The organism is Nocardia arizonensis (assembly GCF_001310275.1).
Lineage (GTDB): Bacteria > Actinomycetota > Actinomycetes > Mycobacteriales > Mycobacteriaceae > Nocardia > Nocardia arizonensis.
The window spans coordinates 47,208-62,189 of sequence record NZ_LGYZ01000047.1 but is presented as its reverse complement, the minus strand read 5'-3'; the positions used below and the strand labels follow the sequence as shown (position 1 = coordinate 62,189).

At 68.4% G+C, this 14,982-nt stretch carries 15 protein-coding genes; 7 read left to right on the top strand and 8 right to left on the bottom strand.

The genetic code is table 11. The annotated features are described in order from the left end of the window. Window positions 1-30: 30 nt before the first annotated feature. Complete coding sequence (gene thiE / locus APZ21_RS06840; RefSeq protein WP_054812371.1) at window positions 31-729, top strand: thiamine phosphate synthase; 699 nt, start codon at window positions 31-33, stop codon at window positions 727-729. Between the two features lie 56 nt (window positions 730-785). Here thiE and APZ21_RS06835 read toward each other — a convergent pair whose 3' ends face one another. After that, the gene (locus APZ21_RS06835) at window positions 786-1,448 is read right to left on the bottom strand and encodes an NUDIX hydrolase (RefSeq protein WP_054812370.1); all 663 of its coding nucleotides are present in this window, start codon (window positions 1,446-1,448) and stop codon (window positions 786-788) included. A 140-nt stretch (window positions 1,449-1,588) separates the two neighbouring features. Between APZ21_RS06835 and APZ21_RS35475 the strand changes: the two genes are divergently transcribed. From APZ21_RS35475 to APZ21_RS06805, 6 genes are all read left to right on the top strand, one after another. Beyond that, on the top strand, window positions 1,589-2,968 hold the full coding sequence (locus APZ21_RS35475; protein ID WP_239476524.1) for a hypothetical protein: 1,380 nt from the start codon (window positions 1,589-1,591) through the stop codon (window positions 2,966-2,968). Next, window positions 2,965-3,945, top strand: coding sequence for a glutamate ABC transporter substrate-binding protein (locus APZ21_RS35470; protein WP_239476523.1), 981 nt, complete (start codon window positions 2,965-2,967; stop codon window positions 3,943-3,945). The genes APZ21_RS35475 and APZ21_RS35470 overlap by 4 nt, the downstream gene beginning before the upstream one ends. A 6-nt stretch (window positions 3,946-3,951) precedes the next feature. Continuing rightward, a complete protein-coding gene (locus APZ21_RS06820; RefSeq protein WP_082392894.1) occupies window positions 3,952-6,492 on the top strand; it encodes a serine/threonine-protein kinase in 2,541 nt (846 codons plus the stop codon). Between the two features lie 169 nt (window positions 6,493-6,661). After that, a complete protein-coding gene (locus tag APZ21_RS06815) occupies window positions 6,662-7,636 on the top strand; it encodes an ATP-binding cassette domain-containing protein (RefSeq protein ID WP_054812429.1) in 975 nt (324 codons plus the stop codon). Further along, a complete protein-coding gene (locus APZ21_RS06810) occupies window positions 7,636-8,451 on the top strand; it encodes an ABC transporter permease (RefSeq protein WP_054812368.1) in 816 nt (271 codons plus the stop codon). The genes APZ21_RS06815 and APZ21_RS06810 overlap by 1 nt, the downstream gene beginning before the upstream one ends. A 457-nt stretch (window positions 8,452-8,908) precedes the next feature. Further along, window positions 8,909-9,673 carry an adenylate/guanylate cyclase domain-containing protein gene (locus APZ21_RS06805; protein WP_082392893.1) on the top strand — a complete coding sequence of 255 codons (765 nt, stop codon included), beginning with the start codon at window positions 8,909-8,911 and terminating at the stop codon, window positions 9,671-9,673. Here APZ21_RS06805 and APZ21_RS35000 read toward each other — a convergent pair. The 7 genes from APZ21_RS35000 to APZ21_RS06785 form a co-directional block, all read right to left on the bottom strand. After that, the gene (locus tag APZ21_RS35000) at window positions 9,670-9,825 is read right to left on the bottom strand and encodes a hypothetical protein (RefSeq protein WP_169812116.1); all 156 of its coding nucleotides are present in this window, start codon (window positions 9,823-9,825) and stop codon (window positions 9,670-9,672) included. The genes APZ21_RS06805 and APZ21_RS35000 overlap by 4 nt on opposite strands. A gap of 113 nt (window positions 9,826-9,938) precedes the next feature. Continuing rightward, window positions 9,939-10,391: a hypothetical protein gene (locus APZ21_RS06800; RefSeq protein WP_054812367.1), complete on the bottom strand. Its 453-nt coding sequence runs from the start codon at window positions 10,389-10,391 to the stop codon at window positions 9,939-9,941. Then, a complete protein-coding gene (locus tag APZ21_RS36260) occupies window positions 10,280-10,951 on the bottom strand; it encodes a TniQ family protein (protein ID WP_156370791.1) in 672 nt (223 codons plus the stop codon). The genes APZ21_RS06800 and APZ21_RS36260 overlap by 112 nt, the downstream gene beginning before the upstream one ends. Beyond that, window positions 10,948-11,799, bottom strand: coding sequence for a TniB family NTP-binding protein (locus tag APZ21_RS06795; protein ID WP_338048707.1), 852 nt, complete (start codon window positions 11,797-11,799; stop codon window positions 10,948-10,950). The genes APZ21_RS36260 and APZ21_RS06795 overlap by 4 nt, the downstream gene beginning before the upstream one ends. Before the next feature lie 185 nt (window positions 11,800-11,984). Then, window positions 11,985-13,064, bottom strand: coding sequence for a Mu transposase C-terminal domain-containing protein (locus APZ21_RS35465; protein WP_239476521.1), 1,080 nt, complete (start codon window positions 13,062-13,064; stop codon window positions 11,985-11,987). Between the two features lie 33 nt (window positions 13,065-13,097). Beyond that, complete coding sequence (locus APZ21_RS35460) at window positions 13,098-14,015, bottom strand: helix-turn-helix domain-containing protein (RefSeq protein WP_239476520.1); 918 nt, start codon at window positions 14,013-14,015, stop codon at window positions 13,098-13,100. Between the two features lie 35 nt (window positions 14,016-14,050). Next, window positions 14,051-14,971: a TnsA-like heteromeric transposase endonuclease subunit gene (locus tag APZ21_RS06785; RefSeq protein ID WP_239476519.1), complete on the bottom strand. Its 921-nt coding sequence runs from the start codon at window positions 14,969-14,971 to the stop codon at window positions 14,051-14,053. Window positions 14,972-14,982 lie beyond the last annotated feature (11 nt).

Sequence of the window (14,982 nt, the reverse complement as noted above, 5' to 3'; positions counted from 1 at the left end):
CCCCACGGTAGCGCGGCTACGGTCGAGGGCGTGCAACCCTCCCAACCCAAGCGACCCTTGCCGCCGCGGGACCGTCTCGCCACCGCGCGGCTGTATCTGTGCACGGACGCGCGCCGGGAGCGGGGCGATCTGGGCAGGTTCGTCGACGCCGCGCTCGCGGGCGGAGTCGACATCATCCAGTTGCGCGACAAGGGCTCGCCCGGTGAGGCGAAATACGGACCGCTCGAAGCCAAGGCCGAACTCGGCGCGCTGGCGGAGTTGAAATCGGCCACCCGGCGCCACGGCGCACTCGTCGCGGTGAACGACCGCGCCGATATCGCGCTTGCGGCGGGCGCCGATGTGCTGCATTTGGGGCAGGCCGATCTGCCGCCGTGGTACGCGCGCCGCATCGTCGGACCGGACGTGGTCATCGGTCGGTCCGCGCACAACCGGGCCCAGGCCGGACTCGCCGCGGTGGACGAGAACATCGACTACTTCTGCACCGGTCCGGTGTGGGCGACGCCGACCAAACCCGGCCGTCAGGCCGCCGGCACGGATCTGGTGCGCTCCACCGCCGACGCCCATCCCACCCGGCCCTGGTTCGCCATCGGCGGCATCGACATCGAGCGGCTGCCGGAGGTGCTCGCGGCGGGCGCCGAGCGGATCGTGGTGGTGCGCGCCATCACCGAGGCCGACGACCCCGAGGCCGCGGCCCGCGAGTTGAAGTCGGCACTGCTGGAGAACCTCTGATCCTCGTGCGCACCGACACCGTCATCGGCGACGACCGCGCGGCGGTGTCGCGCGGCTCAGGTCAGCACCTGGGCGCGGGTCAGCGCGAGCACACTGTCCCCGTCGGATTCGGCGGGCGATTCGATGATCCTGGCATCGCTTCCCGGACCATCCGGTTCGGAATGCAGCCAGACGAATCCCTGATCGGCAAGGTCGACGACGCGCGGGAGCGCGGCGGCCAGCAGGGTCGCGTCGGCGACGCCGTCGAGTCGCACCCGGGCGGGCGCGGCGCGCAGTCCCGGCCACGCCGCGGCGAATCCGGGATGCAGCGGGTGGGCCACCACCTCGTCCTCGGGCACCCAGACCAATGCCGTGCTCTCCGGATTGCCGCTGGTCGGCAGCGGTTCGGTGGTGTCGGCGATCACGGTGGTGTATATCCAGCCGCTCGGCGCGGACGCGGTCACGCGTTCGCCGCGCACCCGCACGTCGACCGGTCGGATACCGGCCTCCTCCCACGCCTCGCGGACCGCCGCATGCGCGGGGGTCTCGTGGCTGTCGAGCGCGCCGCCGGGCAGCGCCCAGGTGCCGCCCTGATGACTCCAGGGCGCCCGATGTTGGAGCAGCACCGCCACGCCGCCGCCGATGAGCGGTGCCCGCAGCAACAATCCGGCAGCACCGTATATGCCCCAGTGCCGCATTCCGTCCGGGCTGAACGACCAGCCGTCACCGTCACCACGCATCGCTACCCATCCTCATCCAGGCGCCACTGCTGCGCGCCGCCGCGCCGTCGCGGAGGTATCGCCCGAGCCGCGGCGCCGGTACGACCACAATAAACTGCGACGCAGGCGCCCGAGGGTGGCGCGGACCCACGGAGGTGGATATGGCTCGGACCGAGCAGTTGTCGGTCGCGCGGCCGCCGTCGGTCGGCGCCGAGTTCCGGCGCGCGCATTTCGTCCACGTGCCCGCGGCCGTGGTGCGCGAACACCTCGATCCGGCCGACCTGCGGTACTTCGCGCGGTCCTCACCGGGTCGTCTGATTGCCCTCGGATTGCTGCTGATCGGAATCTGTCTCGCCGCGGGCACCGTGACCTCCGATACCGTCGGCGAACGGCAGCAGGGCCTCGACATCCTGCTCGCCGACACCGAACCGGACGCCGCTTCCGCGCACAACCTCTACACCGCGCTGTCCATCGCCGACGCGGCCGCGAGCACCGCGTTCATCTCCGGCGGTGTGGAACCCGAAGCGGTGCGCGACCGGTATTCGCAGGCCATCGGCGAGGCCGCGGCCGAATTGATCATCCACTCCGGCCATATCGACCACGATGCCGCGGTGAACTCCGGGGACGCGCGCCTGCGCACCGGCATCGCCACCGGCATTCCCGTGTACACGGGACTCGTGGAAACCGCGCGCACCAACAATCGCATCGGAAATCCGGTCGGCGCCGCGTATTTGAGCGAGGCATCGAATCAGATGCAGACCTCGCTGCTGCCGATGGCCGCCGACCTCCAGGATCAGCGCTCCGACGCGGTGGACGCCGCGCAGCGCGACCACGTGAGCCCGCCGTGGACGGCGGTCATCCTGCTCGTATTCGCCTGTCTCGCCTTGGCCTGGGCGCAGGTCGAATTGGCCAAGCGCTGGCGGCGCACCTTCAACGCCGGGCTGCTGCTCGCCTCCGGTGCGATGGCGATCCTGTTGGCGTGGACGGTGATCGCGGGATCGCTCTCGGCCACCGCCGTGGTCCAGGGTCGCGATCACGGCGCGGTGCCGGGGTCGAGGCTCACCGAGAGCCGAATCCTGACCCAGCAGGCCCGGTCGGCCGAGACTCTGAAACTGGTGCGCCGAGACGCGACCGGCGATTACGACCGCACCTTCGACTCGGGTGTCGCCCGTCTCGACGAACTGCTCGGCGGCTACCCCGGCGACGCGCCCGCCGCCCGATCGGTAGTGAATGCCCGTGCGGCACTGGACCGTTGGCGCGGCGCCCATCAGCGGATGAACGACGCGCTCGCCCGCGGCGACTTCCAGGGCGCGGCGCGGGTCGCCACCGGACCCGACGCCGCCGACGCCGCCGCGCAGGTCGAGGCGTTGGATCACGCGCTCGGCGAGGGCATCGCCGAGACCAGACAGACATTGCGCGGCCGGATCGCCCGCGCCAGTACCTGCCTCGACCTGCTCGCCCCCGGTGCGACGGTGCTCGGAGTGCTCGCCACCGTCTACATCGGACTCGGTCTGTGGCCGCGGCTGCGGGAGTACCGGTGAGGCGGGCGTGCGGCATCGCGGCCGCCGTGCTGGTCGCGGTCGCGACACTGTCCGGCTGCGGCGACGACTCCGGTTCGGCCGGGCCGACCAGGTCCGCCGACTATGCCGCGCCGCCGCTGCCCGCCAAAGCCGTTCCGCTGCTGACGGATATGCCGCTGCCGCCGAAGAACGACGTGCCCTGCGGCGATCCGACCGCGAGTCTGCGGCCCACCGGCTCGGGCACGGCGGCACGCGGGCCGACGCTTGACGCGATTCGGCAGCGCGGTCGGCTCATAGTCGGATTGGACACCGGCAGTAACCTTTTCAGCTTCCGCGACCCGGTCGGCGGCGCCATCGTCGGTTTCGACGCCGATATCGCCCGCGAGGTCGCGCGCGATCTGCTCGGCAATGCGGAACTGGTCGAATTCCGCAGTCTCGGTTCGGCCGAACGCGAGGACGCGTTGCAGAACCACACGGTGGACATCGTCGCCAAGACCATGACCATCACCTGTGAGCGGCGGCAGCGGGTCGCCTTCTCCACCGAATACCTGCGGGCGAATCAGCGGGTGCTGGCCATGAAGGACTCCGGTATCACCGGCGTCGCGGACCTGGCGGGCAAACGGGTCTGCGTGGTGCGCGGCACCACCTCGCTGGAACGCATCCGCCGCGAACAGCCCGCCGCCACCCTGCTCACCGTGCCGAGTTGGGCCGACTGCCTGGTCGTGCTCCAGCAGCGGCAGGTCGACGCGGTGAGCACCGACGACGCCATCCTGGCTGGCATGGCCGCCCAGGACCCCTACACCGCACTCGTCGGCGCGAGCCTCAGCGCCGAGCCCTACGGCATCGGCATCCCGCGCGACGCGGAGGATCTCGTGCGTTTCGTCAACGGCACACTGGAACGCGTCAGATCCGACGGCACCTGGATCCGACTGTATCGGCAATGGCTGTCGATTCTCGGCGATGCCGCGGGCCCACCGACCCCGGTGTATCAGGACTGAACGACCATGAGCGAACAGCAGCGCGACCATACCGACGACCCATACGGCACCCCGCCGGACACCGAATCCGCCGTACCGACCATCCGCTGGTCGGAAGTGGTCGCCGGACACCGCGACCCCGAACCCGTCCTCGACGCCGAGGAAACGACCCAGCCCCTCTACCTCGGTTTCTGGGCGGAGCCGGAAGCCGCGGTCGCCGTCCCACCCTCCGAACCGAATATCGCGGACGAGCCCACCGGACAGGCCGCCGACCCGGCGCTGTCGACCGGCCCCGCCAACGCCGACCCGCAGCCGAACCCCGCCGTTGCCGCGACGCCCACCGCGGCCCTCGGCGCGGCGTCGGGCGACGCGGCGGTGGCAGGCCACCGGTCGGGGTCGGCGCGGGATTCCGGTGCGGCACTGCGTACTTCGGGGCGCAGCGTGCGCACCGCGCGGTCGCGGCCGACGGTGCGCAGGCTCGGGGCCGGACTGGTGACCATTCCGGCGGTCGCGCCCGCGGATCCGATGACCGCCGTGCTCGCCGACCCGGTCGTCGCCGAGGGGAAACGGTTCTGCTGGCGCTGTGGCGATCCGGTGGGGCGCGCGACGGCCTCGCATTCGGCCACGACCGTCGGGGTCTGCGAAACTTGTCACGCGCCTTACGATTTCCGCCCGTCGCTGCATCCGGGCGATATGGTGTCGTGGCAGTACGAGATCCAGGGCTGTATCGCGCACGGCGGTCTCGGGTGGATCTATCTGGCCATCGACCGGAATGTGAGCGACCGGTGGGTGGTGCTCAAGGGTCTGCTGCACGCCGGCGATGCCGAGGCGCAGGCGGTGGCGGTGGCGGAGCGGCAATTCCTGGCCGAGGTCGCGCATCCGAGCATCGTCAAGATCCACAATTTCGTGGAGAATCCAGGGCCGGACGGTGAGCCGATCGGCTACATCGTCATGGAGTACGTCGGCGGGCGGTCGCTGCGCGCGATCCTGGACACCTATGCGCGCCCGCAGCGGATGCCGGTGGCCGAGGCCATCGCCTATGTGCTGGAAGTGCTGCCCGCGCTGGAGTATCTGCATTCGATCGGACTCACCTACAACGATCTCAAGCCCGACAATGTGATGGTCACCGAGGACCAGGTGAAGCTGATTGACCTCGGGGCCGTAACCGCCATCGAGGCGTATGGAAATCTCTACGGCACCAAGGGTTTCCAAGCGCCCGAGATCGCCCGCACCGGGCCGACGGTGGCCTCCGACATCTACACCGTCGGCCGCACGCTGGCCGTGTTGACCCTGAACATGCCGATGGAGCACGGCCGTTACCGAGACGGCATCCCGGATGCCGACGAACATCCGGTGCTGCGGCGCTACGAGTTCTTCCATCGTCTGCTGCTGTGCGCGACCGATCCCGATCCCGCCCGTCGTTTCGCCTCCGCCCGCGCCGTATCCGCGCAGTTGGCTGGTGTGCTGCGGGAGGTACTCGCCCTCGATACCGGCGCGGAGCATCCCCAGCTGTCCACGGTGTTCAGCCCGCAGCGCGCCAGTTTCGGCATCGAGGAACTGATCAGCCAGACCGACGCCTACGCCGACGGCGTGGGCCGCAGCCCCGAGCTGCGCGCGGGCGACATCGTCGCCGCGCTGCCCGTGCCACTGCTCGATCCGACGGACCCGTCGGCCGCGCTGATGGCCGCCACCGCGCTGCCCGATCCGAGGCAGGCGCTGGCGGCCTTGGACGAGGCGGGCTCGCGCGCCGAGGCCGACCCCGAAAACGTCCCGGAGACCTTCGGTACGGAACTGCGTTTGGCGCGGGCGCGGGCGCGGCTGGAGTTGGGTGAGACCGCCGAGGTGCGGTCCTTGCTGGATCAGCTGTCCGCGCCGGATTGGCGAGCGGACTGGTATCTCGGCCAGGTCGAATTGCTCGACGGCAATTACGAGAGCGCCTTCGCCGCCTTCGACGAGGTCCTGCGGGTGCTGCCCGGTGAGATCGCCCCCAAGCTCGCACTCGCCGCGACGGCGGAACTCGTTCTGCAACAGTGGGATTCCGCGGATCATGAGCAGTGGCGCGCCTACGCCGAACAGTTCTACGCCACCGTCTGGCGCACCGACCGTGCGGTGGTGAGCGCGGCCTTCGGACTGGCGCGCCAACTCGCGGCGGCGGGGCGGGTCACCGAAGCGGTCGCGGCGCTGGACGAGGTGCCCGCCACCTCGCGCGGTTTCACCACCGCCCGCCTGACCGCGGTCTGGCTGCTGCTCACCTCCGGTCCCATCGCCCGCCTCGAAGAATCCACCCTCCACATAGCCGCGGCCCGCGTCGCCTCGCTCCCGCCGGGCGAGCATCGGGCCACCCAACTGCGCGTCCTGGTCCTCGGCGCGGCCCTGGCCTGGCTGCAAGCGGGCAATACCCCCGCCCGCCCCGACGCCGCCCTCCTCGACGCCCCCTTCACCGACCGAGACCTACGCGAAGCCACCGAATCCGGCCTCCGCGCCCTCGCCCGCACCGCCCCCGGCCGAGCCCACCGCTACGCCCTGGTCGACCTCGCCAACGCCATCAGGGCCACCTCCTGGTTCTGAACGCGCCCCCGCATCGACGCCCGCGCGGTGCTCGAAGACCGGTCGAGCTTCCGTAAATCCCCGGACGCGCTGTCGCCTACCTGGGCGTCCGACTGTCATACCTGAGGATGACCGGAGAGAACACTTTGTGGGGACGCGCGGGCGGCGGATCTGGGCAATGCTGGTGGCCATGATCGAGCTGAGGGGCCTGACCAAGCACTATGGGCAGACCGTCGCGGTTCGGGATCTCACCTTCACCGTCCGACCAGGACTGGTGACGGGTTTCCTCGGACCCAACGGCGCCGGTAAATCGACCACCATGCGAATGATCCTGGGGCTGGACCGGCCGACCGCCGGTACCGCGCTGATCAAGGGCAAGCCGTATACCGAGTTGGAGAATCCGCTGCGCACGGTCGGCGCGCTGCTGGATGCCCGGTGGGTGCATCCGAATCGTTCGGCGCGGGCGCATCTGCAATGGCTGGCCGCCTCCAACGGCATCGAGAAGTCCCGGGTCGAGGAGGTGCTGCGGCTGGTCGGGCTGTCCGAGGTGGCGGGCAAATCCGCGGGCGGATTCTCCCTCGGCATGTCGCAGCGGCTCGGATTGGCGGGCGCGCTGCTCGGCGACCCCGAGGTGCTGCTGTTCGACGAGCCGGTGAACGGCCTCGATCCGGAGGGCATCCTGTGGATCCGCCGGTTCATGCAGCGGCTGGCCGCCGAGGGCCGCACGGTGCTGGTGTCGAGCCACCTCCTCTCGGAGATGGCCCAGACCGCCGAACACCTGATCGTGATCGGCCGCGGCCAGCTCATCGCCGACACCACCACCAAGGAATTCATCGAGAAGTCCTCGGAGACGGCCGTGCGGGTGCGCAGTCCGCAACTCGACCAGCTGCGCAGCCTGCTCACCTCGAACGGTATGACGATCCGCGAGGTCGGCGAGAGCGCCGAAGGGCCGTCGCTGCTGGTCGCGAACACCACCACCGACGAGGTCGGCAAGCTCGCCGGCGCGAACGACATCACGCTGTTCGAACTGTCCCCGCAGCGCGCGTCGCTGGAGGAGGCGTTCATGCGCATGACCGGCGGTGCGGTGGAGTACCACGGCGCGTCCTTCGACGCGCCCGGACCGGACGGACCCGTCACGTACACGGCTATGGGAGGTGCGCTCTGATGGGCGTATTGGCAGCGGAACGGATCAAACTGACCTCCACCAGGTCACCGATCTGGTGCACGGTATTGATGATCGTGTCCGTCCTCGGCATCGCGGCACTGTTCGCCCTGGTGATCAAGTTGGGCGTCGAACAGTACAACTCCGATGTCGCCGCGGGCAAGGAGACGGCCACCACCGATCCCTACCCGCGCAATTCCATCGCCGGACTCGGCATCACCGGCATCGCCTCCGGTTTCCCGGGCCTGGGCTACATCCTCGTCATGATCCTCGCGGCGCTGGCGGTGACCAGCGAATACCGCTTCGGCACGATCAAGGCGACCTTCCTGGCACTGCCCAACCGCACCTCGGTGCTGCTCGCCAAGGCCGGTCTGATCAGTGTGGCCGCGGCCGCGCTGTCGGCGGTGCTGACCCTGCTCAGCTTTCTGATCTTCAAGCTCATGGCGGGCAGTGACGCGGGCCAGTTCCTGAGCCTGGCCGACGGCGACAACAAGGTCTTCTACGCCGTCCCGTTGTTCGTGGCGCTGGTGGTGTTCCTGTCCGTGGGTGTCGGCGCGCTGATCCGCCAGTCGGCGGGTGCGCTGTCGCTGCTGATCGTGTGGCCGGTGCTGATCGAGCCGATCGTGGGCGCGTTCGGTGAGCGCGGCCGTCAGATCCAGGTATTCCTGCCCTTCCAGAACGCGGGCCGCTTCCTCGACACGACCAATGCCGACCTGCCGTGGCACTGGGGCGCGTGGGGCGGACTGCTCTACTTCGCCGCGTTCGTCGCGATCGTGTTCGGTGCCGCGCTGTTCGTGGTCAATCGCCGCGACGCTTGAGATATCGGCGGCGCCTTCGGCGCCGCGGGTTCGCGGCCCTTTGTGTCTCGCGTCTGAGGGGCCGCGACTCGCGACTTCGTCGCATTGTCGCGGCCCCTCGGACGCGAGACGGCCGCGAACGGTAACTGTGGGACGGTAGACCGCCTCCGCTTCTACCAAGCGGTAGCATTTTGGCAGCAATCTGCACGTATCCCATCGGCGGCCTCAACGACGTGTTCGCCGGCATTCGTCGCGGAGGTGTCCGATGGTGCTTATCGGTAGTCTGCCGTGTCTCGGCGCGCTGAGCTACGCTCGGTCCGTGAGCGAAACACCTTCCGGCGGTGGCGCGTCCGGTCCTGAGACGGGGGAGGGCGGCGCCGTTCCGCCCGAGGCGGCGATTCCGTCCGGTTCTTCGGGGCGGTCATCGCGAAGTCGACGCTCCGGCCAGGGGTTTCGCCGCGGTCAGTTGTCCGCGTTGATGAATGCGGCCAATCAGCGCCCCGATCTCATCGACGCGCTGCGCAAGGCGCGCGAACAGTTGCCCGGCGATCCGGCTTTCGGTGATCCACTGTCGGTTTCGGGTCCGGGCGGGCCGCGCGCGGTGGCGCGCGCCGCGGACAAACTCGTCGGCGACACACCGAGTGCGGCGCGCGAGATCGGGTTCGGCGCATTGCAGGTGTGGCAGGCGATGCTGGAGCGGGTCGGTCGCGGTAAAGGTAGCCAAGAGGTAACTGTACTGTTCACCGACCTGGTCGCATTCTCCAGTTGGTCGCTCACCGCGGGGGATGAGGCGACCTTGGAACTGCTGCGCGGGGTGGCCAAGGCCATCGAGCCGCCCATCGCCGAGCGTGGCGGGCATGTCGTCAAACGCATGGGCGACGGGGTGATGGCCGTGTTCACCTCGGCCGACAGCGCGGTCCGGGCCGCGGTGCGGGCCAAGCAGAATCTGGAACAGGTCAAGGTGAGCGGCTATCGGCCGCGTATGCGGATGGGGCTGCACACCGGTTCGCCGCGCGAGATCGGCGGCGACTGGCTCGGGGTCGATGTGACCATCGCGGCGCGGGTGATGGAGGCGGGAGGCAATGGCAACACCATGCTCTCGAAGTCCACCCTCGACGCGCTCGGCCCGGATACCCTCGCCGACCTCGGTCTCAGTGCCAAACCCTATCGCCGCAGCTTTTTCGCGCCCCCGCTCAGCGGCGTGCCCGAGGATCTGCGAATCTTCCGCCTGGCTCGCGCCTAGAGCAGCCAGGCGATCGCGCCGCCCGCCGCGAGCAGACCCGCGACTCCCAGCGCGATGGCGAGCGGCCGGGCGGTCTTCCACAGCGAGTACGCCCCGCCAAGGAGGAATCCGGAGAGGGCGAGCAGAACGATCACCATGACGTCGCTGGACACGCCGTCCATTCTGCACGCCGGGTGCGGTGTCAGTTCGCTTTTGATGTGGCGGGGGTGTTGGGGTTGACCTGCGGTGCGCCAGTTGGGGTGGGGTTGTCATTGGTCATCCTTTCTCACTTGAAGTGGCGGATTGTCGGGAGTAGGGCGGTTTGGAGGTCGGCGCTGTAGGGGTAGCTGCGGACGCGGCGCCAGTATTCATGTCGGGTTGGCTGGTGCCGTTTGCGTTGGGCGGTGACCCATTGTTTGAGGGGGTCGTCGTGGTGGGACCAGGTGATTCGACGGGCGAACTCGGGTGGTTGTCCGAGTCGGCGGGCGATGAGCTGGTAGAACTGGTGCAGGTTGAGGTCGGTTTCGGCCATCGCGATATATCGGCGCCATTCGAGGTCGCAGAGCGTTGTGGCGATGGTGACGGCCTCGGGCAGCACGAGCAGCCCTGGTGGCGGGGCGGGGGTTGTTATTGCGGCGGCTCGCTGGTCCCAACGTGTGTGCAGGTGCCGGTATTTGGTGTTGGTGCGGTATCGGAACCATTGGTGTGCAACGTATTCGGCGGCTGTGAGTTGTTCCATCGTCCAGTCCCGGTCACCGGTGGCCGGAACATAGCCGCTTGAGGCGGCGGTGGGCCTTGAGGAGGGCCGGGGTGCCGGACAGGTCGATCTGGTGGGTCTGGCGTGTGTGGTTCGGACCCATCGGCGGTGTTGTCGGCAGATCTCGGGGGCAGTTTGTCGTGCACTCTGATCCGGGGGTGTCCTGGCAGGCGCGCGACGCATTCCTGGCAGTGGTCACGTAGCCGGACGGAGCGATGTCCGTGGAAGGTTGGGGTATTCGGATCAGGGCCGGTGCTGGTCGTGACCAGTGCAGGAAGTGCTGTGCGAAGTCTGGCGATCGGGACGCCGGTGAAGGTTTCCAACCTGTGCGCGGCAGCTGTGTTGAGTGTGATCTCGTAGGCGTTGATCCAGGACGCTGTCGGTAGTGCGCCGCGGGGTTCGCCCAGGGCTCGCAGCAGTAGTGTCGGGCGGGCCAGGGCGTTGGCATCGGCAAGTCGGAAGATGAAAGACACCAATGTTTCTCCGCGGACTGGCCGAATGCGGAATGGTAGGCGTGCGGCGGGGTATTGCCATCGCTTCATCGCCCGCTCCCGCGTCGGCCATGGGGTTGGAACTGGGCGATCGCGGCACCGTCGAGCAGGACCGCGTCGAGGTGTTTCTTGGTGATCCGCTCGGTGCTATCGCTGATGGCGTCGTTGGCGGCCTCGTAGACGAGTTGGTCCAGGCTGCCGATCATGCCGCCGGTGCGGGCGTGCAGATAGGGTGCCTGCTCGATGAGGGTTCCCGGTTTGTGCCGGTATAGGCGCAGTGCGTGTTCCATGGTGGCGACGAGCTTGGCCCAGTCCTGTTTGTCGGCGTCGGTGCGATAGCTGAAGGCGCCGGTCTTGATCGGGATGAACCGGCCGAGTATCTGGCGGCCGCGGACGCCGGAGAACAGGTTGGATTCCTCAAGGTCGAGTCCGGCATAGACGAACGTTGCTCCGACGTGGTCGAAGAACCATTTCAGCTGGTCAGCGATATTCCTGCCGTTCTTGGTCGTCAGGTCCAACCGGTGGATCTCATCGACGAGGACCATGCCCGTGCGGCCTCGGCGCATCACTTCGGCGACGTTGTGGGCGACGGCTTGCGGGTTGTCGGTTCTGCCCACCGGCAGCCCGAGGAACGCCGCCATTTCCTGGGCCAGTGCTTTTGGGTGGGCGTCAGGAGGGATCTCGATGTAGACGACCGGGATGCGGTCGGGGTCGGGGGGATAGCGTCGTTCCAGATCGATCTGAAATCTCTTGCCCAGCTGAGTGATCGAGGTGGATTTGCTGGTTCCGCTGGCGCCGGACACCAGTAGCCCGCGGCGGCCCAGTTGCTTGCCGCGGTTGTTGATCACCAGTTTCGTGCCGTGGTGGATGATCCGGCGGATGTCCGGGGTGGCGACCAGCAGCAGCGAGGAGTGGTAGTCCTGGCGGGCCTCGTTGTAGAACTCGCGCTCGAGACCGTCCAGGCGTGTGAAGTCCGTGGTGGGCAGCAGTCGCGGCGGCTCGGGCGGTATCTGCGCGGCGAACGAGAATCACCCCAGTTTGGTCGACAGCGGGTGGCGGATCTCGGGTTCGGCCGGGGTGAGAGTCACCAGCGGCCTCCCAGGTCCTCGGCGAACGGGTCGAACATTCCGAACGGCACCACATCCGCAGCCACCACGTCGGCCTGATCGGCCGGATCGTCGGCATCTTCGACGTCGCCGTGTGCGGCAGGCAACGCAGCCGGAACCGGCGTGTTCAACTCCTCGGGCAGGTGGTTGGTCATCTCGCGGGCCGACAGCGTTCGTGCCAGCACCCGGTCAGCGCCGGGGCCGGTCGCGGCGCGGCGTAGCAGTGCTGCCAGGATGACCGCGACGGCCATTTCGTTGGTGTCATCGACGCCGCGCTGCGCGGCGATCTTGCGTGAGGCCCGCCAGGTGAAGTCCGCGAACGGCTGTCCCACCACCGCGTGGTGGGTCCACGGCACTGTCATCCAGCCCTGACCGTGGTGATTGCGTACCCAGATCCGCGAGACGTCATAGGGGTCGTAGTGCACCTCCCACCTCTGGTCCTTGCTGGCGACCCCGGAGTTCACCCCGGCCCAAACCCGCAGTTCGGGGCTGTTGTAGGTGCGGTATTCGATCTGGACGCCGGTATCGGTGATCGTCCTCCAGTCCGCGGGAAGCAACTCGATGTAGTCCTCGCCGGTCAGTGACACCGGGATGTAACCCGCGGCCGCTACCAACGCGGCGTAGGCGTCATTGGGGGAGACGGCCCGGTCGGGGTTCAAAGGGTGCCGGAGGCCCTCGTGGGGCCGGTTCTGCCAGCAGAGAACCCACTCGTCGAACAGATCCTGGAGTTCGGCCAGCGACCATACGGCCCGGTCGGCGACATCGGTTCCGCGGTGGGCGACATCGCGGCCGGTGTATCCGGCGACGTGCTGGCAGAACAGGGTGTTGATCGAGCCGAACGTGCGCTCGATGATCTGCTTGTCGGTTGGTGTGTGCTTGCGGGTCGGCTGGACCGAGATGCCGAGAGTGTCCGCGGCGCGTAGGAACACCTCCGACACGAACACTTTGCCGTGGTCGATGACCACGGTGTCCGGCACGATCACTGGCCGCGCGGCCGCCATCGCCAACCGGGCATCCAGAGCGAGCAACCGCTGATGCGGAATACGGGTCGCGGACATGGCCAAGGCTTTGTCCCAGCCCGGCCGCATTGGTTAAAGCACCATCGTGCGCGCCAGCAGCAGCGCCGCGTCGACCGCCTTCGCGCCCACCGGACGCAGCACCCCCGCGCAGAGCGTGCGGGTGGCGATGTCGATCGACAGAACCAATTCGGCGCGGCCGATCACCCCGTCGTCCATCACCGCCATCACATCCAACGGCGTCGCGTCGATCTGTACCTGCTCACCCGGCCGCGCTGCCGTGGTGGCGGTGTAGAACGCCGTCGTGCGCCTGCTGGTGGCCGCCCCGAACGTGTGGTGGCCCTTGGACAACGCCTCCAGCAGCCGATAGCAGGTGGCCTGCGACGGCAAGACCACGACCCCGGGGCCGTACTGGTCGTCCAATAACTCACGGATCTGCCGGATCGCCCGTGACCGGGTGCCCGTCGAGGTATGCGTCTGCGCGGCGATCACCGTCCGCGCGGCCTCCACCACCCGCTCGTCGACTGCGGCGTTCGGTCGCGCCCCTCTGGTGTGGCGGGTGTCGACCAGCCCCCACAAGCCCTGGTCACGATAGCGGGCTCGCATCCGCTCCACCGTGCGGAAACTGGTCTTCGACCCGGCTGCGGTCAACTCTGCGGCCTTGGCCTTGCACCGCTGGGTGACCGTGCGCGTCGCCGGGTCGTAATCCGGGCGCGGCCGCGTGTCGGCGCCGGCGTTCGGTGGCAGACCTGTGTCGATTTCGACCAGATGCCGCTCCCACTCCCGAGCCGCCTCCAACACATGATCGGGCAGGGAGTCCAACAGTCCCACCGGATCCACCCGCGCCACCGCGCCCGCGCCGATCAACTCGAAATCCTCGGCCGCCAGCAGATACCCCAAAGCGACGACCGTGGCCTGTCCGGAGTCGGCCAGCAACCGCAGCGTCGTGCCAGTGAACGCCACCACCGTGTGACACGCCCCGGCGAAAACCACCCGGTCACCAATCCTCAGCACATTGCGATCGGAATTCACCGACGATCACCCGCCGCCACTTCCGCCAACTCCGCCGCCAGATCCGCCACTTCCGCCAAATCCCCCGCATGATGCGCGGTCCGCACGATCGTGCGTTGCGACAGAGCCACCGCCAGATCCGCCACGAGCAGCTGCTTCCACATCAGGTGATACAGCACCGGCAGCGTGCCCAACGGGTCACCAACCAGCTCCGCACCCTCCAATAACGGCATCGGCCGGTTGAACACCCGCACCAATCCCTCAGCGACCTCGGTGTTCATGCACCGCGGATGCCGATACCCGGCCAACCAGCGCTGATTGGCGACCAACGGCCCCCGCAGCCGATCCCACACCGCGTAACGCCAATCCAGCGCCGCACACGCCCGGCCGGTGGCCTCGAACGCCTCACGATCACGCTCGCCGATCAGCTCCAGCGGCCGCGAGTCCAGCACCAGAACCGCGCCATCGGCCGAACGCACCAGGAAGTCCGGGGCATGACGACGCGGCCTACCCCGCTCCGGCCTCCACACCAGCCAAAACGGCTGCGACACGATATCGGCCACCGAAGCGTCGAAGTCCAACGCCACCAAATGATCCCGCTCCACCCACGACTCGAACCCGACATGACGCCCCATCGTCGCCGACCAATACCAGCCCGGATAGCTCCGCCGCCCCCGATACGACACAAACGACCGCACAGGCCGCCCCAACTCCTGCACCAACCCCGGAAGCCGATCCCACGACACCCGCCGCTCCTCACCAGTCCCGGTCACGAACACCGCCTCGAAATCCCCGGCGGCACAACCCATCTGTCCTGTCTCTCGCACCGCGACATCATCTCTCCCCCCGTCACATACGTGAGAATCCGCCACCACGCCGCGACGAAAGTAAGAAACACCGCTGGATTTCGCGAAGATCTCTCCCAGTCTTCCTTTCATGTGGGGCTATG